Genomic DNA, 20,628 nt, shown 5'->3' on the forward strand with positions numbered 1-20,628 from the left:
GGGCGAAGGAGGCTTGAAGCCGTGACCATGAAGACACCGCTCGGCCGGGTGGGGGCCGCCCTGGCGGCGCTGCTCGCCGGGCTCATCACACTGCTCGCACTCGCCCCGGCCGCGATGGCGGCGGCTCCCCCGGACCCGGCCACGGTCCTGTCGTCCTGGAAGAACGCCCAAGATCCGCTGTTCGTGATGAGCGGATCGCCGCTCTCGTCCAGCCAGCAGAGCGAGATCCGCCAGGCGCTGAAGGACTCGAAGTCCAAGATCTACGTGGTCGCGATGCCCGACGGCACCGTGACTACCGCCCAGGTGAGCACCTACATCCCGCAGCTCCTGAGCGAACTCGACAAGGCCGGCCGGTCGAGCGCGACCGTCGCGCTCCTCGACGGCAACAGCCTGTTCGCGGGGTCGACCGAGCTCCCCAAGAACGCGGCAGGAACGCTGACCCGGCTGTCCACGAGCTCCAACAGCGACGTGGTCACCGGCATGCAGGACTTCGTCAACCGGGTGAACCTGGTGCGCGAGGGTGACGTCAAGGCCGCCCGCGCCAAGGGCAGCACGGTCGGCGGTGGCGGCGGTTCGGGAGTGCTCGTCGGAATTCTGGGCATCGCCGTGGTGGGAGGTGCCGGTTTGTGGATCGTCGGACGCCGTAACAAGCGCAAGCGCGAGCAGCGCGAGGCCGCCGAGCTCGCCGCCGTCAAGCAGACGGTCGAGGAGGACGTGACGAAGTTCGGTGAGGAGATCACCGCACTCGACATGGACGTCAAGATGCTCCCGCAGTCCGAGACGACGACGGACTGGCAGCGGGCGCTCGACTCCTACGAACGGGCCAAGAACGAGCTGGCCGCGGTCCGGCGGGCGGACGAACTGCGCACGGTGACCTCCACCCTGGAGGACGGGCGCTACGCGCTGGCCTGCGTGAAGGCGCGCGTGAACAACCAGCCGCTGCCCGAGCGGCTGCCCCCGTGCTTCTTCAATCCCCAGCACGGCCCGTCCGTGCGCAACGTGCGCTGGGCGCCGCCCGGTGGCGCGGTGCGCGACGTCCCCGCCTGCGCGGCGGACGCCGAGGCGGTGGAGCGCGGCTTCGACCCGCAGATGCGCGAAGTCATGGTCAACGGCCAGCGCCGGCCGTACTGGGACGCCGGTCCCGCCTACCAGCCCTACGCGTACGGCTACTACGGCGGCTTCGGCGGCGACCTGCTCACCGGAATGATGGTCGGCACGATGCTCGGCAGCGCCTTCGGCGGCTGGGGCTACGGCGGCTACGGCGCCGGGTACGACTCCGGCTACGCCGCGGGCGTGGACGCCGGCGGCGGTGACTGGGGCGGCGGCGGAGGAGACTTCGGCGGAGGCGGCGACTGGGGCGGCGGCGACTTCGGCGGAGGGGACTTCGGCGGAGGCGACTGGTAACGCCTGAGCGCTTCCGGCGCGGCATCGACGAGGGGCGGGCCCGATGGCCCGCCCCTTCGTCATGTCCGGCAACACCGGCCGGGGGTTCCGGGATCACCGGTCAGAACCGGCCGCCGCCTCCCGGATCACCGCGCAAGAACCAGCACCCGCTCCCCGGATCGCCGCGCAAGAACCAGCCAACCGCTCCCCGGATACCCGTGTTGGATCGAGCCGCGGTCCCGGGATACCCGTGTTGGATCGAGCCGCGGTCCCGGGATACCCGTGTTGGATCGAGCCGCGGTCCCGGGATCGCTCTCCGGGCCGCTCCGTCCGCTCCCCCGGCGAGGACGCCGTCGGGCGATCGCCGGGGGCCGGTCAGCGGATTGCAAGTGGCATTTAAAGATCGCGTGGGAGACTCGGGGCGTTCCCCTCAGGAGGCCCCCCGTGCGTCGTCTCGTCCCCGTCCTCGTCTCCGCTCTGTCGCTCGCGTTCCTCTCGCTTCCCGCGACCGCCGTTCACGCGGCCTCGGCTCCCTGCAAACCGGGCAGCGGCGCCAACCTGCGCGGCAAGGACCTCACCAGCGCCACGCTGCCGTACAGCATGCGGTGCGCCGACCTCACGGGCGCGAAACTGGATGAGGTGGATCTCACGGGCAAGGACCTCACCGGGGCCGTCCTGCGCAAAGCCTCGCTGAAGGAGGCCGACCTCAGCCAGGCGCATCTCGACTACGCCGACCTGCGCGGCGCGGACCTCTCCGATGCCGACATGGGTCAGATGCGGGCCAAGCAGGCGAACCTGCGCGGGGCGGTCCTCGCCGACGCGGACGCCGTGCAGGCCGAGTTCCCGCACTCCGACCTGACCGGCGCGGTTCTCACCCGGGCCGTGCTCACCCAGGCAAACCTCACCGACGCCAAACTCGTGGACGCCGACCTGAAGGACGCCACACTCGGACAGATCAAGGGCCGTACGGCCGACTTCACCCGCGCCAAGCTCGGCGAGGCCAAGCTCAGCCAGGCCCACCTGGAGCACGCCGTGCTCAGGGACGCCGACCTGTCGGAGGCGGAGTTCACCCAGGCGGAGCTGGACGGCGCGGACTTCCACGGGGCGAACGTCGACAAGGCCTCCTTCACCCAGGCCGACGACGCGGACCTCACCGGTGCCCGGGGCACGCCCACCGGCCTCCCCGACGACGCCGTCGCGCCCGGCGCGACCGCCGAGGAGGACACGGCCGCCGGGGACCACCCCGCCGGAGACGCCACGATCACGTCGGGGCAGGACCTGCTGGGCCGCCCCAAGGGCCCGTCGCCCGCGCTCATCCTCGTCATCGTGTCCGGACTCGGCCTGAGCCTGACGCTGATCCTGTGGGGTGTCGCGCACCGGCGCAAGGAGCGGTTCGTGGCCGAGATGGCGGTGGCCAGGCACGCCGCCGAGGAGGACGTGACCCGCTTCGGCGAGGAGATCGACGCCCTCGACTTCGAGATGAAGATCAACCAGGTCAGTGGCCCGACCTATGAATGGCGCGCGGCGCTCGACGCGTACGAGGCGGCCAAGCAGGCGCTGCACGTCGCGCAGACGCCGTACGACCTGCAGGCGGCGGCCGTGGCGGTGGCTCGGGGGCGGCAGGCCCTGTACATGGTCAGATCGGGGCTGTCCGGCACGAGCGGCCACCACTGACCATCCCTCGTCGGCGGGCAGGCCCGCCCGGCGACCGCCCCCGCGGGTCACCGGACGGGCCGGCGTCCGCCGGTCAGCGGCGGCCCTGCCCGAAGACGGCGTCGCGGGCGATCGAGAGAGCGGTGGAGACGGCGCCCCTCAAGACGGGGTTGTCGGGGATTCCGCTCACGCGCACGTGCACCGGGACGGGCGAGACCTCCGTCAGGCGCTCGGCGACCAGGGCCGCCAGCGGATCACCGCCCGCCAGGCTGGTGGCGCCGCCGAGGACGACGAGGCCCGGATCGAGCACGGCGACGAGCGTGAACGCGGCCGTCGCGACCCGGTCCGCCAGAGCCGGGAGGTCCAGTCCGCGGACGGCCTGTGCGCCCAGCAGGTCGCACACTTCGATGTCCAGCCGGCCGAGGAAGCCGATCTCGCCGGCGCCGCCGGAGGCGCCCCGGCGGAGCCTGCCGTCCAGCACGACGGCCGCGCCGACGCCGTCGTCGAGCCACAGCAGCGCGAAGTCGTCCCGCCCGGCGGCCGCCCCGGTGGCGTGCTCGGCGACGGCGGCCAGATTGACCTCGTTCTCCACGGTGACCGGCGCGTCGACCAGGGTACGCAGGGCCGGGAGGAGCCCGGGCCGCCAGGCGGGCTCGACGTTGCCCGCCGACAGGTCTCCGGTCTGCGGGTCGACCATGCCGGGCGCGCCGATCACGACCGCGTGCAGGGGACGTGAGCCGGCCGCCTCGGTGAGCGCCTCCGCGACCAGCGTGGGAAGGTTCCCGCCGATCGGCCGTGTCGCCGAGCCCACGGTCGCGCCGGTGATGTCGGCGACCGTCACGTTGACCACGTCGCGCCGCACGTCCACCCCGCCCACGAAGGCCCGGTCGGCGACGATGCCGTAGAGCCGGGCGTTGGGGCCGCGCCGGTCTCCGCCGCTCTCCCCCGTGACCCGGATCAGTCCGTTGACCTGGAGGCGTTCGATCAGGTCCGACACGGTCGGGCGGGACAGGCCGGTGAGCGCGCGCAGTTGCGGCGCGGTCAGGGGGCCACGTTCCAGCAGCAGATCGAGAGCGAGCCGGTCGTTGATGGCCCGCGCGAGCTGGGGCGTCGCGGTCTTCATGGAAAATCCTCTTTTTATCAGGAACCCTGCCTGTTAATTTATCCCCATGCGAGACAGACATCAACGGGCCACAGCCCTCGTCTTCGCCGTACACGGAGCGGTGGCGGGCACCCTCGCCACCCGGATGCCGTGGCTCCAGGAGCACCACGCCATCGGCACCGCGGCCCTCGGGCTCATCCTGCTCTGCCCGCCGATCGGCTCGTTCCTCACGATGCCGCTGACCGCCCGGCTGGCCTACCGGTTCGGGGCCAGGGCGACGACCCGGACCCTCCTCGCCCTGTGGTGCGGGTCGCTGGCCCTGCCCGTGCTGGCGCCGGGGCCCCTGTGGCTGGTGCCCGCGTTCCTCCTGTCCGGCGCCGCCGCCGGGATGTGCGACCTGGCGATGAACGCCCAGGGCGTGATCGTCGAACGGCGGCTGGGCCGTTCGGTCATGTCCGGCCTGCACGGCATGTGGAGCGTCGGCAACCTCTGCGGCGCGGGCGTCGGGGCGGTGGCCGCGCAGACGGGCCTGGACGCCCGTGCGCATCTCCTCCTCGTGGCGGTGTCGCTGGTCGCCGCGGGCACCGCGGCGAGCCGTGCACTCCTCGACGACGGTCCCGCGCCGGACGAGAAGCCGCCGTCGCGATTCACGGTGCCGCCGAGGGCCGTCCTGCTGATCGGCCTGATCGGCTTCTTCGCCACCTTCGCGGAGCGGGCCAGCGGCCAGTGGGCGGCGATCTACCTCACGGACGTCGCCGGGGCCGGAGCGGGCGTCGCCGCGGCCGGCTACGTCGTGTTCACCGCGTGCATGGTCGCGATGCGGCTCGGCGGAGACTTCGTCGTGCGCAGGATCGGGCCGGTCGCGACCGTGCGCGCCGGGGCCGTCACCGCCGTACTCGGCGGCGTGATCGTGGTCGCCTTCCGCACACCGGTGCCGGTGATCGCGGGGTTCGCGTTGTTCGGCGCCGGCGTGGCCGTCGTCGTGCCACTGGTGTTCGCGGCGGCGGGCCAGGTCGCCCGGACACCCGCCGAGGGCGTCGCGGGGGTCGCGACGATCACCTGGATGTCGGGGCTCGTGGCTCCTCCCGTCACCGGCTGGCTCGCCGGGACGTTCGCCTTCCCGTTCGCGTTCGCCCTGGTGACTTGCCTGGTCGCGGCGATGATCTGGCCGGCGCGCGCCCTGCGGCCGCGTACGACGACCGCCGCCCGCGTCCCCGTCGGCGCGGCGTGCGCGGACTGACGGGGTCAGATGCCCCCGGCGGTCAGCGGGGACATGAGGCGGCGGGCGGCCTCGGTGATCGACCCCGACAGCGATGGGTAGACGGCGAAGGTGTGGGCGATCTGGTCCACGGTCAGGCGGTGCTGGACGGCCAGCGACACGGCCAGGATCAGCTCCGAGGCCCGCGGGGCGACCACGACGCCGCCGAGCACGATGCCGGTGTTCGGACGGCAGAACAGCTTCACGAAACCGTCGTTGAAGCCCTGCATCTTGGCCCGGGCGTTGGTGGCGAGCGGCAGCTTGACGACGTTCGCCTCGATCTCGCCCGCCTCGATCTGCCGCTGCGACACGCCCACGGCGGCGATCTCCGGGTCGGTGAAGATGTTGGCGGCGACCGTCGCCAGCCGGATCGGCTGCACGGCCTCGCCGAGCGCGTGCCAGACCGCGATCCTGCCCTGCATGGCGGCGACCGAGGCGAGCATCAGGACGCCGGTGCAGTCTCCCGCGGCGTACACGCCGGGCGCGGAGGTCCGCGACACCTTGTCGACCTCGATGAAGCCGTTGCGGTCGAGCCGCACGCCGTTGTCCTCGAGCCCGAGCCCGGAGGTGTTGGGGACCATGCCGACGGTCATGAGGCAGTGGCTGCCCTCGGCGGTGCGGCCGTCCTCCAGCGTCACGACGACGCCGTGCTCGGTGCGCTTCACGGAGGCGGCACGCGAGCGGCCCATGACGTTCATGCCGCGCCGCCGGTAGACCTCCTCCAGCACCTCGGCCGCGTCGGCGTCCTCGTTGGGCATCATCCGGTCCCGCGAGGAGACCAGTGTGACCTGCGACCCGAGCGACCGGTAGGCGCCGGCGAACTCGGCGCCGGTGACGCCGGAGCCGACCACGATCAGGTGCTCGGGCAGCTCCTCCAGGTCGTACAGCTGCCGCCAGCTGAGGATGCGCTCGCCGTCGGGCTCGGCTCCGGGCAGCACACGGGGGTGGGCGCCGGTCGCCACGATGACCACGTCGGCCCGGATCGTACGGTCCCCCGCGCGCACCACCTGGGGATCGACCAGCCGGCCCCGGGCGCGGATGACCTCCACGCCCTCGGCGGCCAGCCGGGCGGCGATGTCGTTCGACTGCGCCAGCGCGAGTTCCTTGACGCGCTTGTTCACGTCGATCATGTCCACGGCCACCCCGCCGGCGTCGCCGTCGGGGCCGCCGTCGAAGCGGACCCCGAGGGACGAGGCGTCGAGAAGCGCCTGCTTACGGGCGGAGGAGGCGATCAGGGTCTTGGACGGCACGCAGTCGGTCAGCACGCACGCCCCGCCGGGACCCTCCTCCTCCACGACGGTGACCTGAGCGCCCAGTTGCGCGGCGACCAGGGCCGCCTCGTATCCGCCGGGGCCGCCACCGATGATCACGATCCTTGTCACAAGCTCCATTGTCACGCATCCTGGCTTCGTATTCCCGGCGAGGGGCGCGTAACGGGCCGACTACGCGGTTTTCTCTCGCCACACCCCGTGCGCGCTACCCGTCCAACTTCCGGGATCTTGGTTTAGGCTTGTGTGCCGTGCCTGTTTACGCGGCCTACGGCAGCAACATGGACCCCAAGCAGATGGCGGAGTGGGCGCCCCACTCGCCCATGCGAGGAACGGGCTGGCTCCCGGGCTGGCGGCTCACCTTCGGCGGCGAGGACGTCAGCTGGGAGGGCGCTCTCGCCACGATAGTCGAGGACGCCGACGAACAGGTATTCGTCGTCCTGTACGACGTGCCGGAGTGGGACGAGGCGTCCCTCGACCGCTGGATGGGCACCGACCTCGGCCTCTACCGCAAGGTCCGGCTCCGCGTCGCGACGCTGGAGGGCGACGTGCTCGCCTGGTCGTACGTGCTGGACTCCTACGAGGGCGGGCTGCCGTCGGCGCGATACATCGGCATCCTGGCCGAGTCCGCGGAGAAGGCGGGCGCGCCCGACGACTACGTCACGTGGCTGCGCACCCGGCCGTGTAAGAAGCTCGGCGACTGACACGCCCCCGGCACTTATCTGCCGGGTTCATGCGCTTCTGTACCCTCAGCAAAGTGACCCCATATGACCTGGCGGCCGAGGCCGCGACCACGCTGAGGAACCTCACCGGCATCTCTTCCTTCGACGTCGCCCTCGTCATGGGCTCGGGCTGGGTCCCGGCCGCGGACGCGATCGGTGAGACGGTCGCCGAACTCGCGGTGACGAAACTGCCCGGGTTCTCCCCGCCCGCGGTCGCCGGTCACGCGGGCACGGTGCGGGCGGTGCGCACCTCCGCCGGGCTCAACGCCCTGATCTTCCTCGGGCGTACGCACCTCTACGAGGGCCGCGGGGTGGAGCCGGTGGTCCACGGGGTGCGCACGGCCGTCGCGGCCGGGGTGCGCACGGTCGTGCTGACCAACGCGGCGGGCGGGCTGCGCCCGGAGACCCAGAAGGTGGGCGACCCGGTCCTGATCGGCGACCACATCAACCTCACCGGCGACAACCCGATCACCGGCGCGACGTTCATCGACCTCACCGAGGTGTACTCGAAGCGCCTGCGCGACCTCGCCCGCGCGGTGGACCCCACGCTGGCCGAGGGGGTGTACGTCGCCTTCCGCGGCCCGACGTACGAAACGCCCGCGGAGATCCGCATGCTGCGCACGCTCGGCGGCGACCTGGTGGGCATGTCCACCGTGCTGGAGGCGATCGCCGCCCGGGAGGCCGGGGCCGAGGTGCTCGGGATCTCCCTGGTCACCAACCCCGGCGCGGGCCTGGTGGGCGAGCCGCTCAACCACGAGGAGGTCCTGGAGGTCGGCCGGGCCACGGCCGCCCGCATGGGCGTCCTGCTCGCCCAGGTCGTCGACAAGCTGTAGGGGGCACCCATGACCGATCTCGTACGGCTCGCCGAAGAGTGGCGTGACCAGGATCCCGATCCCGAGACGCGGGCGGAGCTCGACGCGGTCCTGGAGCGGGACGATCTCGCTGCGCTGGAGGACCGCTTCGGCGCCAAGCTGGAGTTCGGCACGGCGGGTCTGCGCGGCGCGCTGGGGGCCGGGCCGAACCGGATGAACCGGGTCACGGTGATGCGGGCGGCCGCCGGGCTGGCCCGTGTGCTCGGCCCCGGACGCCACGTGGTGATCGGCTACGACGGGCGGCACAGGTCCGACGTGTTCGCCGCCGACACGGCCCGCGTGCTGACCGGGGCGGGCCTGCGGGCCTCGGTCATGGCCGCCAGATGGCCCACCCCGGTCCTGGCGTTCGCCGTGCGCCACCTGGGCGCGGACGCGGGCGTAATGGTCACCGCCTCGCACAACCCGCCGCAGGACAACGGCTACAAGGTCTACTGGGGCGACGGCGCTCAGATCGTGCCGCCGATCGACGAGGAGATTTCCGCCGCCATCGACGCGGTCGGCCGGGTGGACGCGCTGCCGCTGGGCGAGGACTGGCGGACCCTCGACCACGACGACATCGTCGTGCCGTACCTGCGGGCCCTGGCCGCGCTCCCGATCGGCGACGCCCGCGACATCGCGGTCGCGTACACGCCGCTGCACGGCGTCGGCGGCACGACCGTCTCCGAGGCGTTCCGCGCGGCGGGTTTCGAGGTGCCGGTCATGGTGAGCCGGCAGGCGATGCCCGACCCCGGCTTTCCCACCGTGGCGTTCCCCAACCCGGAGGAGCCGGGCGCCATGGACCTCGCGCTCGAACTCGCCGCCGCGACCCGCGCCGACCTCGTGATCGCCAACGACCCCGACGCGGACCGGTGCGCGGTCGGCGTCCCGCTGCCCGGCGGCGGCTACCGCATGCTCACCGGCGACGAGGTGGGCGGCCTGCTGGCCGAGCACGTGCTGCGGCACACCTCGGGGGACGACCGGCTGGTCGCGACCTCGATCGTGTCGTCGTCGCTGCTCGCCAGGATCGCCGCCGCGCACGGCGTGCGGCACGCCGAGACCCTGACCGGATTCAAATGGATCATGAAGTCGGGTCCCGGGCTGGTCTTCGGCTACGAGGAGGCGCTGGGCTACAGCGTCGGGTCGGACACCGGCCTGCCGGTTCACGACAAGGACGGCGTGGGGGCCGCCCTCGTCGTCGCCGGGATGGCCGCCGCCGCCAAGCGGGACGGCGGGTCGCTGCTCGACCTGCTGGACGACCAGGCCCGCCGGTACGGCCTGCACGCGACGGCCCAGCTGTCGGTCCGCGTCGAGGACCTGTCGCTGATCGCGCAGGCCATGGAGCGCCTGCGCACGCGGCCGCCGGTGCAGCTGGCCGGACGGGTCGTGGAGTCCGCCGAGGACCTGTCCCGGGGGGTGGCGGGGCTGCCGCCGACCGAGGGCCTGCGCTACCGCCTGGCCGGCGACGCCCGGGTCGTCGTCCGGCCCAGCGGCACCGAACCCAAGCTCAAGTGCTACCTGGAGGTCGTCGTACCGGTCGAGGGCGACGACGTCCCGCCTGCCCGGGCGAGGGCCGCGCAGGACCTGGAGGCCCTGAAGAAGGACCTCTCCGTCGCCCTCGGTCTTTGAGCTACTTGCAGACGGTGTCGCGGGCCGGCCGCTCGCCGGTGACCAGGAACGTGGTGACGGCTGCGTCACCGCAGGCGTTGCCGTTGACCAGGTAGGACCCGTGCCCGCCCGAGTCCACGGCGACCATGCGCGCCCGGCTCCCGAAGGCCTCGCGCATGCGCAGGGCGCCGCTGTACGGCGTCGCCGGGTCGCGCAGGTTCTGCACGAGCAGGACGTTGGACGGCCCCTTCGCCGTGACCCGCACCGGCGCCTCGGCCGGCCGGTAGGGCCAGTAGGCGCAGGGGCCGATGTTGACCGGCATGCCGGCGGTCAGCGGGTGGGCCGCCCGGTCCCGGGCCACCAGCCGCCGGTGCAGGTCGAGCGAGCTCGGCCACTCGACGTCGTTGCAGAGGGTCGCGGCCGCCGAGGCCGCGGCGTTCTGCATCGCCTCGTCCGGCGGGGTGGAGGGCGCCGGGAGAGGCCCGGGGCCGAGCGCCGCCCGCATGAGCCCGGCCAAGCCGGGGAACCCGGTGTCGGAATACAGCGCGTTCAGCATGGTCTCGCGCAGGACCGCGCCGTCGAGCCGCGGCGGATCGGCTCCCGGCCACTCGATCGGCTCGCGGTCCAGGCGCTCGGCGAGGTCCAGGAAGGTGCGGCGGACCGCCGCGGCGTCCGCGCCCAGGCCGAACTCGTCGTCGCGCGCGGCGGCCCAGGCCGCGAAGTCGGGGAAGCGGTCGTCGACGCCCACCGAGTAGTTGGCCAGCCAGGCGCGGGCCACCTTCCGCGGGTCGGGATCGTCGTTGCTGTCCAGGATCACCCTGTCTGTCCGGCCGGGGAACATCGTGGCGTAGACGGCTCCGGCGTACGTGCCGTAGGAGACGCCCCAGTAGGACAGCCGCCGCTCGCCGAGGGCCCGGCGGACGGCGTCGATGTCCCTGGCCTCGGTGCGCGTGCTGATGCTGCGCAGCACGGAGTCGCCGTTGCGGGCGCAGGCCTCGGCGATCCTGCGTGACCACGCGGCGTTCCGCTCGATGTCCCCGTCGGCGGACGGGTAGGGCTTGAGCAGGGTGGGCGCCAGGTCGTCGTGCGCGAGCCCGCAGGAGACGGGCGAGCTCCGGCCGACGCCCCGCGGGTCGAAGCCGACCAGGTCGTAGCGGTCGAGCACGGCGCCCGGCAGGCGCTTCACCATCGCGCTCGGCCTGCTCAGGCCCGGGCTGCCCGGTCCTCCCGGGATGAGCAGCAGCACGACCCTGCGCAGTCCCGGCCGCGCCGTACGGATCCGGGAGACGGCCAGGGAGACCGTTTCCCCGCCCGGCCTGCCGTACGTGAGAGGGACCTGGATCGTCGCGCACTCCTGGCGGGGGTCCAGCCCGGCGGCGGTGCCGCAGGAGGTCCACGCCGGGGCGGCGTGGGCGGCGGCCGGGGCCCCGGCCGCGACGAGGGCGGTGGTCAGGGAGATCACGGCGGCTGCCGATGCGAAGCGGTTCATGATTGCGGCCTTCAGGTGCGTCGGGGAAGTTCGAGCGTGTCGGGGGGAGGAGGGTCTACTGACGGGCGCCGATGGTCTCGGCCGGGCGGGCGCGCAGGGCGAGACGCGCGGGGAGGCTCGTGGCGACCAGGGCGAGCGCGGCCACGGCGGCGATCACCAGCGCGTAGCCGGCCGGAGGGACGTACGGCAGGGCCGACCCGGTCATCCCCCTGCCGAAGGCCGACAGCGTGACGAACGCGATGCCGGTCCCGGCGAGCACGGAGACGACCAGCGCGGTCAGGGTCTCCAGCCGGAGCATGCGCAGCACCTGCCGCCGGGTCGCGCCGACCAGGCGGAGCAGGGCCAGCTCCCGCGACCGGTCCGTGGTGGACATGGCCAGCGTGTTGACCACGGCGATCGCGCTGAACGCGATGATCAGGCCCATGGCCACGTAATTGACCTCGGCGTTCGGGGTCTGGGTCCCGGTCCCCTCCGTCGGCGACACCACCGGCGCCACGGCGGCCAGGGCCGCGCGCGGGACCGCGGGGGCCTCGACGAGCAGGGCGCCCGAGGGATCGTCGACATGATCCGCGACCAGCGCGTACGGCAGGGTCAGGTCGCCGAACCCCAGGCCGCGGGAGTAGATGGCCACCACCTTCAGCTCCGCCGGGGTGCCGTCGCCCAGGGTGAACCTGATCGACTCGCCGACCGACAGCCCGAGCCTGGAGGCGGCCGACTCGCTCAGCGCGGCCGACCGGGCGCCGAACCCGTCGAGCGAGCCGGAGACGACCCCGAGGTCCACGGCCTGCCCGAGCGGCCGCTCGCCGCCGTCGACGCCCTGCGCGCCGTACTTGTCCAGCCCGACGCGCACGGAGGTGCGCACCACCGAGGTGACGGCCTGCACGCCCGGCACGCGGCGCACCGCCTCGGCCGTCGCGCCGCTCATGACGTAGTCGGCGTGGGTGCCGGCGGCGGCCTGCGCGGCCGACGCGTGCCCCATCGTGGTCTGGCTGAACAGGATGGTGCAGGTCATGGCCACCAGAAGGGTCAGCGGCGCCATCACGGAGGCCATCCGTCCCGGGCCCGTCCGCAGGTTGCCCGCCGCCAGGTATCCGGCGCGGGAGGCGCGCAGCGCGACGCCGAGCAGGGCGGTCGCAACGCGGGCGAGCACCGGCCCGAGCAGGGTGACGGCCGTCGTCCAGACGAGCGCGGTCAGCATCGTCACGGGGCTCGACGCCGCCTCGGTCTCGAGTCCCGACAGCACCAGCGTCAGCGCGATTCCACCGGCGACGCACAGGACGCCCGCGATCGACCGGCCGAGGGGCAGGCGGCCTCCGCCCATGGCGGCCTCGCCGAGCGCCTCGACCGGGCGGATCCGCGCGGTGCGGCGGACCGACAGACGGGTCGCGGCCCAGGCCGCCACCACGGCGGCCAGCAGGGCGGCCGCCGCCGGGAAGGGGCTGACCACCAGGCGCAGGTTCGCCGGCATGGCGCCCAGCTCGACGAACCGGCCGCGCAGCCAGAACCCGAGGCCGATGCCGGCCGCCGATCCGACGACGCCTGCGACCAGGCCGACCAGCAGCGCCTCGCCGCCCAGCAGCCGGCGCACCTGCCCGGGCGTGGCGGCGACCGCGCGGAGGAGGGCGATCTCACGCCGCCGCTGCTGGACCGCGAGGGCGGAGGTGCCGGTCACGACGAGGATCGCCACCAGCAGGGACGTGCCGCCCAGCGCGCCGCCCAGGCTGATCAGCCGCACCCGCGCCTGCTCCGCGTCGAGGAACTCCACGGTGCCGCGCTCGTCCCCGGTGTAGGCCACCAGACGATCGGTCAGCACCGGCGAGACGTCCACGCGGGGAAATACGCCGATCGCGGTCACCAGGCCCGGGCGCCCGGCCAGCCGGCGGGCCTCGGCCGTCGAGAAGAACACCGTGTCCTGGCTCGGCAGGGCCTGCGCGGTGACCCCCACGACCCGGTAGGCCTTCCCCCGGACGTCGAGAGCGGCGCCCACGGACAGGCCGGAGCGGGCGTCCACGACCACCTCGCCGTCACCGCGCGGCGGGCGGCCCCGCCCGACGGTGAACGGCGTGAGCCCCGCCGACTCCCATCCGTGCCCGAGAGCGTGCCCGTTCAGGGGGAACGTCACCTCGGTCAGCACCTCGGAGACGCCCGGCAGGCCGCGCAGCCTCGCGGCCGTCGCCTCGGGGATCCAGACCCGCTCCGACAGCGGCTTGGCCTTCGTCTTGACCTTCCCGGAGGACTTGGCCACGGTCTCGTGGACGTTCTGGTCGCCCGCGACGATCAGCGGCGCGCCCGCGTAGCGCTCCGGCGCGATCCCGCCCCGCAGGCCGGTCTCCAGCAGCATCAGGCACGCGCAGACCAGCGCGGCGGCGCACATCAGCGCCACGAACGCCCCCGCGAACGCCGCCCCGCGGTGCCGCAGGGTCTTCAGTGCGAGTCCCGTGATCATGCCGCGTACGCCCCCATCCTGGTCATGCGGTCGGCGACCTTCTCCGCGCTCGGCCCGGCCATCGCGTCCACGATCCGGCCGTCGGCGAGGAACAGCACGGTGTCGGCGTAGGAGGCGGCCACGGGGTCGTGGGTCACCATCACCACGGTCTGGCCGAGGCCGTCCACCACCTCCCGCAGCAGCCGGAGCACGTCACGGGCCGTCATCGTGTCGAGCGCGCCGGTCGGCTCGTCGCCGAAGACCACCTGCGGCCGGGTCACCAGCGCCCTGGCGATGGCGACCCGCTGCTGCTGCCCGCCGGACAGCTGGGCGGGGCGGTGCCCGAGCCGGCCCGTCAGCCCCACCCGGCCGACGATCTCGTCGAGCCACGCCCGGTCGGCCCGCGCCCCGGCCAGCCGCATCGGCAGCGTGATGTTCTCCAGCACGGTCAGGGACGAGACCAGGTTGAACGCCTGGAACACGAAGCCGATCCGCTGCCTGCGCAGCTCCGTCAGCCGGGTCTCGTCCATGCCGGACAGCTCCGTGCCGCCCAGCCGAACCGAGCCGGAAGAGGGCGTGTCCAGCCCCGCCGCGCAGTGCAGGAACGTGCTCTTGCCCGATCCCGACGGTCCCATCACCGCGGTGAAGCTCCCGCCCGGGATGTTCACCGAGACCTCACGCAGGGCGGCCACCGCGCCCTGTCCCTTTCCGTACACCTTGCTCACCGCGTCAAGGCGGAGCACCTCTGTCATGTGCTCAAGCCTGGTGATCAGCGGCGTCGCTTCCCAGAGACGGCCTCACCACGTGACCATGACCTCGTCATGATCCGGACACTGGTAGACATATCCGCGTGATTCGCGTACTCCTTGCCGAGGACCAGCACGTCATCAGGAGCGCCCTGGCGGCCCTGCTCGGGCTGGAGGAGGACCTGGAAGTCGTCGCGACCGTGGAGTCCGGAGAGGCCGCCCTGGCCGCCGCGCTGGTCCACCGCCCCGACGTCGCCGTCCTCGACATCGACATGCCCGGCAGACTGGACGGCCTGGCGGCCGCGGCCGAGCTCCGCACGCGCCTGCCCGCCTGCCGCGCCCTGATGCTGACCGCGTACGGCAAGCCGGGGCACCTGCGCCGCGCCCTCGGCGCCGGTGTCGCCGGCTACGTGCTGAAGACGGCGCCGCCGGACGAACTCGTGGTCGCCATCCGCAAGGTCGCGGCCGGCGAGCGGGTGCTCGACCCCTCGCTCGCGGTCACCGCCTGGGACCTGTCGGACAACCCGCTCACCCCGCGTGAGGCGGACGTGCTCCGTCTGGCGGCCTCCGGCGCGGACGCCGCGGACATCGCCGCGCGGCTCCACCTGGCCGCGGGCACCGTGCGCAACTACCTCACCGGGATCGTCACCAAGCTCAACGCCCGCAACCGGACCGACGCCGTGCGCATCGCCACCGAGGCCGGCTGGATCTAGTGCCGCGCGGGCAGCTGGGCGGGATGCGGCACGCAGGCGTCGAGCGTGAACCGGTCGCCGTCGACGCGCGAGGTCAGCCGGCCGTCCAGGGCGGCGAGGCGGGTGGTCAGGTTGCCGATGCCGGACGACCCCCGCCGCCTCTCCCCCGGCCTGACGCCGTCGTTGCGCACCCGCAGCCGCAGCCCGCTCTCGTCGGCGCGCATCGTGATCGCGCAGTGACGGGCCTCGCTGTGCCTGAGCACGTTCGTCACGGCCTCCCTGAGCACGGTGCCCAGCACGGTCTCGACCTCGGCGGGCAGGTCCGGCTCGACCGGCTCCACGGTCACCCGGATCCCGGCCGCCGACAGCACCGTGCGCGCCGACTCCACCTCCGCCGCGAGGGACAGCTCCCGCTGCTCGCCCGAGACGGACCGCAGGTCCGCCCGCGCCCCCTCCGCCATGGCGACGATCTCCTCGATCCGCTCCCGGGGGCTCGGCAGGCGGCGGGCCAGCTCACACGTGAGGAGAATCGCGGCCAGGGAGTGCCCCAGCAGGTCGTGCAGGTCACGGGCGGCGCGCAGACGCTCCTCGACGATCGCGGAGCGGGCCAGGCTCTCCCTCGCGGCCTGGAGCTCCTTCACGATCTGGGCCAGGCGGAGCAGGGCGTAGACCACGAGCCCGGTGACGAGCGCGCTGATCGTGCTGTTGGCGAGGACGGGGGCCGGCAGGCCGAACAGCATCCCGGCCCCGGCGACGCTCGCCACGATCGCCGCGGCCGCCGGCCACGCGGCGCGCCAGGGGAAGGCGAGCAGGACCGGCCCGGCGAGGAAGCCCGCCACGCCGAGCCACACGGGCCCGAACACCGGGATGGGCGCGTACGTGAGCACCGCCATCACCCCGAGCGCCACCATGTGACGCCCGTTGACGGAGCGGAGCTGCATGACGACGATCACGGCGAGGCACGCCGCGGCCGGCAGCACGAGGGCGCCGGGGAGCTGGAGGAGTGCCTTGACGCTGAAGCCCACCAGGACGGCCGCGAGCACCGCGACCGACACCACGTACGACGCGTCGTACGCGGGCTCCGGCGGCAGCCACCACCACCGTCCCGCCCGGCTCTGCCCCAGACCGGTGCCGATGCCCGTCTCGCCGGACGCCGTCCGCTCGGACGGGCCGCGGGGAAGGGTGGCCTCCACCACGAAGTGCCCGGCGGGGGTCAGGCCGGTGACGAGGGCGCCGCCCGCCTCCTCCAGCCGGAGGCCGTCGAAGTCCGCGCCCTCGGCGGTGCGGTGGCCGTCGTCGACGACGCGCAGCCGCACCCTGCCTCCCTGCGCGTCCGCCTGCTCGCCCGTCTCGATGACGCACAGCCGGGCGGTGCCCCGCCGTACGACGTCGGTGACGGCCTCGCGCAGCACGCCCGCGAGCAGCGCCCCGCCGGGGCCGAGGGGTTCGGTGTGGCCGCCGCGCACCTCGACGGCGATTCCCGCGGCGTCGAGCATCGCCCGCGCCGTGACCAGCTCGGGAGCGAGGGAGGTCGCGCGGTAGTCCGCGGAGGCGGCGCGGGCGTCGGTCAGCGCCGCACGCGCGGTGGCGGTCACCGAGGCCAGCACCTCGGCCGCGTCGCGCGGTTCCGCGAGCGCGCGGCGACCGCCCTCGACGATCACCTCGAGGCTCCGCCCGAGGCCGTCGTTGAGCTCGGCGGCGAGGCGCAGCCGCTCGGCTGCCACGGCCGCGGCGGCCAGCGAGAGCCGGGCGGCGTGCATCTCGCCCGCGCGCTCCACGAGCCGGGTGAGGCCGAAGACGACCAGCGAGACCAGCACCATGGTGATCGTCGCGTCGGCCGTCGCCCCGCCCCGGGAGGCGTCGATCAGCGCCGCGCTCACCACCACGAGCGGCGCGAGCACGCGCGCGATATCACGATGGGTACTGGTCAGCAGCAGCGAACCGGCCAGGAAGCCGAGGATCCCGGTGGAGACCCCGCCGGCGACGCTCGCCGCGTAGACGAGGACGGCCTGCGCGGCGAGCAGCCACCACGTCCTGACCTTCAGCAGGTAGAGGACCTGCACGCCGAACACCGCCAGCGCGATCGGCGCACCGGCGACCACATAGACGCTCGCGAGGGCGGCGAGCACAACGACGACGATCACTCGCGCCAGACGCACGCGGACCCCTTCGGCAGACGGTGACCACTCCGGAGCCGCCGGTCCCTCTCCGTGGTCAGGAGACGACGAAGGCGGCCGCGACCAGGGCGAGCGCGGCGGCGACGGCCGCCAGGGCGGACGGAGACCAGGTGACGCGGGTCTCGCCGGAGGAGTTCTCCCTGCGGGACCGGCTCATCTCGGTGAGCTGGCCGGCCACCCAGTCGGCGTGGGTGCGGGCGCCGACGGCCTCGGCCACCGCCCGTTCGGCCCGGTTCGCCGACTTGGCCGCCTTGGCGGCCCGCCCGGCGGCCCTGGCCCGCTCACGGGCCGTCGCCTGGGGCGTCCAGCAGCGTACGGTGGTGTCCCCGGACTCGATCACGATGGCGCTTGCCACGGACACGTCGTCCACGCCGGTCCAGGGGACGTAGGCGTTCCGCAGCACGTTGCGCACGCGGACGCCGCCCTCCTCGGCCACGATGGCGGGGCGCAGCGCCATCACGAAGACCAGCGCCGTGATGACGCCCAGCACCGCGCCGGCGATCAGCGCGCTGGGGATGCTCCCGTGGGCGACCAGGTCCCACACGTTCCAGGCGGCGAACAGCATCCAGGCCCAGCCGCAGACCCAGGCCAGCTTGGACCGGTACACCTGAGGTTTCATGCGCGCCACTTCATCTGCGCGTACCCGGGCTTGATGACGCCGTTGATCAGCGCGAGCCGTTCGTCGAACGGGATGAAGGCCGACTTCATCGCGTTGACCGTGAACCACTGCAGGTCGTCCCAGTCGTAGCTGAACGCGTCCACCAGCCTGGCGAACTCCTGCGACACGCTCGTCCCGCTCATCAGCCGGTTGTCGGTGTTGACCGTCACCCGGAAGTAGAGGCGGCGCAGCAGGCCGATCGGATGCTCGGCGATCGACGGGGCGGCCCCAGTCTGCAGGTTCGACGTCGGGCACATCTCCAGCGGTATCCGCTTGTCGCGGACGTACGCCGCCAGCCTGCCGAGCTTGGCCTCGCCGTCGTCCGACACCGTGATGTCGTCGATGATCCGCACGCCGTGGCCCAGGCGGTCGGCGCCGCACCACTGGATGGCCTGCCAGATCGACGGCAGCCCGAACCCCTCACCCGCGTGGATCGTGAAGTGGGCGTTCTCCCGCTGGAGGTACTCGAACGCGTCCAGGTGCCGGGTGGGCGGGTAACCGGCCTCGGCGCCGGCGATGTCGAACCCCACCACGCCGAGGTCCCGGTAGCGTACGGCGAGCTCGGCGATCTCCATCGAGCGGGCCTGGTGGCGCATGGCCGTCAGCAGCGTGCCCACCCTGATCCGCGGCCGGCCGTCCGGCCCGGCCGAGCCGAGCCGGAAGCCCTCCAGCACGGCCTCGACGACCTGGTCCAGCGACAGGCCCAGGGAGGTGTGCTGCTCCGGCGCGTACCGCACCTCGGCGTACATCACGCCGTCGTCCGCCAGGTCCTCGGCACACTCCGCGGCCACCCTGACCAGCGCCTCGCGCGTCTGCATCACCCCGACGGTGTGCGAGAACGTCTCCAGGTAGCGCTCCAGCGAACCCGAGTCCGCGGCGTCCCTGAACCAGACCGCCAGCTCACCGGGGTCGTACGTGGGCAGGGTGTGGCCGCATTCGCGGGCGAGGTCGACGATCGTCCCGGGGCGCAGCCCGCCGTCGAGATGGTCGTGCAGGAGCACCTTGGGCGCCCTGCGAATCTCCTCCAAATCGGGCAGCTTACTCATGCCACCCTCCTCCCCACGGTCGTCCGTCCGGCAATCCTAGCCAGGGACCGAGCGGCTTCGGATCGCCGAGACCTGCCGATTCTCACTCCTCGCGATTGGCGGTATCCGGGGAGAACGCGGGCAGGCAGACGGCCACGTACTCCGCACCGGACGGCCCGGAGCTGTAGCGGATCTTCTCGCCGGGCTCGCTGACGAACGCCTGGCCCGCCTCGACCACGGTCGTGCCGCCCTCGTGCTCCACGACGACCGACCCCTTGAGCACGAGCGTGTACTCGGCGAACTCCGGGGTCTGCGCGGGCTCCTCCCAGCCGGGCGGGGCCACCATGTGCGCGATGGAGACCTGCTCGTCGCCGCTGTTGACGCGGCCGACGTACTCGTCAATGACCTTGCCGCCCGGCACCGGGATGCGGGTGGGGCCGTCGATCCTCCTGACCATGCCGACCAGTCTGTCAGTTCACCAGGAATCACGTCATATGGGCATATCCGCACTGCGCGTCACCGGCGCTGAGCCACGGGCGGGGGGCCGGGGCGCTACCGTCGGATGGCCGTCAAGGGAAAGGTGCCCATGAAGCCCGTAGCCCTCTCCGCCCTGCCCGTCCGCCGCCTCGGCCTCGCGGACCTGCCCCACTGCCTCGACCTGGCGCAGGACCGCTCCTGGCCGAGGGAGGAGCGCAAGTGGCGGCTCCTGCTGGAGAACGGCGAGGGCTTCGGCATCGACGCCCCTGACGGCGGCGGACTGGCGGGGACGGTCGTCCTCACCCGCTACGGCAGGACGGCGGCCGCGGTCGGCATGATGCTGGTGGCCTCCCGCCACGGCGGGCGAGGGCTGGGACGCCGTCTCCTGGAGCACGTCCTGGCGGAGGCCGGCGACGCGACCCTGTTCCTGTGCGCGACGGAGTACGGCCGGCCCCTGTACGAGAAGCTGGGCTTCGAGACGGTCGGCGTGATCGAGGCCCGGGTCGGCCACTTCGACGCCGGCGACGACCCCTACGGCGGACCGTACGGCGCGGGTCCCGGGCGGGGCGCCTCACGGCTCGCCGAGCCCGGGCGGGACCTGGCCGCGCTGTGCGCCCTCGACATCGAGGTCTTCGGGGCCGACCGCTCGCGGCTGCTGACCCGCCTGTTCGCCTTCGCCGAGCAGGTCCGGGCGGTCGAGCGGGACGGTGAGATCACCGGCTACGGGGCGGCCTGGCGGAGCGCCGGCAGATTGTTCGTCGGGCCCGTCGTCGCGGAGGACGACGAGACCGCCCGCGTCCTCATCACCGATCTGGCCCGGGGGGCGGACGCCCGGATCAGGATCGACCTCGACCACCGCCGCCAGGCGTTGGTCTCGTGGATCGCCGGACGCGGCGTGCCGCAGTCCTCCACGACGTCGTTCATGGTCCACGGCGGGCGCGCGCTCCCCGGGGACCGGTCCCGTCTCGTCGCCTCGTTCATGTCGGCGCTCGGCTGAGCGGACACAGGCGTGCGGCGGCCTCCCGGTGCCGGCCCACCACTGGCTCCGGCAGCCCTGCGGACAGCGGAAAGGGGCGCCCCGCTGACCGGGACGCCCC

The 20,628-nt window shown here is 73.4% G+C and carries 17 protein-coding genes; 8 read left to right on the forward strand and 9 right to left on the reverse strand.

The genetic code is table 11. From position 1 onward, the window contains the following. Positions 1-27: 27 nt before the first annotated feature. A complete protein-coding gene (locus ACWEQG_RS09785) occupies positions 28-1,404 on the forward strand; it encodes a hypothetical protein (RefSeq protein ID WP_452283923.1) in 1,377 nt (458 codons plus the stop codon). 423 nt (positions 1,405-1,827) lie between these two features. Further along, positions 1,828-3,057, forward strand: coding sequence for a pentapeptide repeat-containing protein (locus ACWEQG_RS09790; RefSeq protein WP_452283384.1), 1,230 nt, complete (start codon positions 1,828-1,830; stop codon positions 3,055-3,057). A gap of 73 nt (positions 3,058-3,130) precedes the next feature. On the opposite strand, the gene ACWEQG_RS09795 is transcribed toward ACWEQG_RS09790, so the two are convergent. Further along, positions 3,131-4,159, reverse strand: coding sequence for an ROK family transcriptional regulator (locus tag ACWEQG_RS09795; RefSeq protein ID WP_452283386.1), 1,029 nt, complete (start codon positions 4,157-4,159; stop codon positions 3,131-3,133). A 46-nt stretch (positions 4,160-4,205) separates the two neighbouring features. Between ACWEQG_RS09795 and ACWEQG_RS09800 the strand changes: the two genes are divergently transcribed. Continuing rightward, positions 4,206-5,378 carry an MFS transporter gene (locus ACWEQG_RS09800; protein WP_452283388.1) on the forward strand — a complete coding sequence of 391 codons (1,173 nt, stop codon included), beginning with the start codon at positions 4,206-4,208 and terminating at the stop codon, positions 5,376-5,378. Between the two features lie 5 nt (positions 5,379-5,383). Here ACWEQG_RS09800 and ACWEQG_RS09805 read toward each other — a convergent pair whose 3' ends face one another. Then, positions 5,384-6,778, reverse strand: coding sequence for an NAD(P)H-quinone dehydrogenase (locus ACWEQG_RS09805; protein WP_452283390.1), 1,395 nt, complete (start codon positions 6,776-6,778; stop codon positions 5,384-5,386). 137 nt (positions 6,779-6,915) lie between these two features. On the opposite strand from ACWEQG_RS09805, the gene ACWEQG_RS09810 reads away from it, so the two are divergent. The 3 genes from ACWEQG_RS09810 to ACWEQG_RS09820 are packed head-to-tail and all read left to right on the forward strand — an operon-like array spanning position 6,916 to position 9,863. Further along, positions 6,916-7,368 carry a gamma-glutamylcyclotransferase gene (locus tag ACWEQG_RS09810; protein WP_169985433.1) on the forward strand — a complete coding sequence of 151 codons (453 nt, stop codon included), beginning with the start codon at positions 6,916-6,918 and terminating at the stop codon, positions 7,366-7,368. 53 nt (positions 7,369-7,421) lie between these two features. Next, positions 7,422-8,219, forward strand: a complete 798-nt coding sequence (locus ACWEQG_RS09815) for a purine-nucleoside phosphorylase (RefSeq protein WP_452283392.1) — start codon at positions 7,422-7,424, stop codon at positions 8,217-8,219. 9 nt (positions 8,220-8,228) lie between these two features. Continuing rightward, positions 8,229-9,863 (forward strand): phospho-sugar mutase, encoded by a 1,635-nt coding sequence (locus tag ACWEQG_RS09820; protein WP_452283394.1) that lies wholly within the window; start codon positions 8,229-8,231, stop codon positions 9,861-9,863. Between the two features lies 1 nt (position 9,864). Here ACWEQG_RS09820 and ACWEQG_RS09825 read toward each other — a convergent pair whose 3' ends face one another. From ACWEQG_RS09825 to ACWEQG_RS09835, 3 genes are read right to left on the reverse strand one after another with little or no spacing between them, the layout of a single operon-like run. Then, positions 9,865-11,331 (reverse strand): alpha/beta hydrolase, encoded by a 1,467-nt coding sequence (locus ACWEQG_RS09825; RefSeq protein ID WP_452283396.1) that lies wholly within the window; start codon positions 11,329-11,331, stop codon positions 9,865-9,867. 55 nt (positions 11,332-11,386) lie between these two features. Continuing rightward, positions 11,387-13,777, reverse strand: coding sequence for an FtsX-like permease family protein (locus ACWEQG_RS09830; RefSeq protein WP_452283398.1), 2,391 nt, complete (start codon positions 13,775-13,777; stop codon positions 11,387-11,389). Continuing rightward, the gene (locus ACWEQG_RS09835) at positions 13,774-14,508 is read right to left on the reverse strand and encodes an ABC transporter ATP-binding protein (protein ID WP_452283400.1); all 735 of its coding nucleotides are present in this window, start codon (positions 14,506-14,508) and stop codon (positions 13,774-13,776) included. The genes ACWEQG_RS09830 and ACWEQG_RS09835 overlap by 4 nt, the downstream gene beginning before the upstream one ends. Before the next feature lie 98 nt (positions 14,509-14,606). On the opposite strand from ACWEQG_RS09835, the gene ACWEQG_RS09840 reads away from it, so the two are divergent. After that, positions 14,607-15,215 (forward strand): response regulator transcription factor, encoded by a 609-nt coding sequence (locus ACWEQG_RS09840; RefSeq protein ID WP_452283402.1) that lies wholly within the window; start codon positions 14,607-14,609, stop codon positions 15,213-15,215. Here ACWEQG_RS09840 and ACWEQG_RS09845 read toward each other — a convergent pair. From ACWEQG_RS09845 to ACWEQG_RS09860, 4 genes are all read right to left on the reverse strand, one after another. Further along, the gene (locus ACWEQG_RS09845; RefSeq protein ID WP_452283404.1) at positions 15,212-17,353 is read right to left on the reverse strand and encodes a histidine kinase; all 2,142 of its coding nucleotides are present in this window, start codon (positions 17,351-17,353) and stop codon (positions 15,212-15,214) included. The two genes, ACWEQG_RS09840 and ACWEQG_RS09845, sit on opposite strands and share 4 nt — an antisense overlap. A gap of 55 nt (positions 17,354-17,408) precedes the next feature. Next, positions 17,409-17,990, reverse strand: a complete 582-nt coding sequence (locus tag ACWEQG_RS09850) for a PH domain-containing protein (protein ID WP_363472721.1) — start codon at positions 17,988-17,990, stop codon at positions 17,409-17,411. After that, positions 17,987-19,075 carry an adenosine deaminase gene (locus ACWEQG_RS09855; protein ID WP_452283406.1) on the reverse strand — a complete coding sequence of 363 codons (1,089 nt, stop codon included), beginning with the start codon at positions 19,073-19,075 and terminating at the stop codon, positions 17,987-17,989. The genes ACWEQG_RS09850 and ACWEQG_RS09855 overlap by 4 nt, the downstream gene beginning before the upstream one ends. 82 nt (positions 19,076-19,157) lie before the next feature. Further along, positions 19,158-19,511 (reverse strand): cupin domain-containing protein, encoded by a 354-nt coding sequence (locus ACWEQG_RS09860; RefSeq protein ID WP_182908349.1) that lies wholly within the window; start codon positions 19,509-19,511, stop codon positions 19,158-19,160. Positions 19,512-19,640: 129 nt separating this feature from the next. Between ACWEQG_RS09860 and ACWEQG_RS09865 the strand changes: the two genes are divergently transcribed. Beyond that, the gene (locus ACWEQG_RS09865; protein ID WP_452283408.1) at positions 19,641-20,528 is read left to right on the forward strand and encodes a GNAT family N-acetyltransferase; all 888 of its coding nucleotides are present in this window, start codon (positions 19,641-19,643) and stop codon (positions 20,526-20,528) included. Positions 20,529-20,628: the final 100 nt, after the last annotated feature.

Source organism: Microbispora sp. NPDC004025, assembly GCF_053604425.1.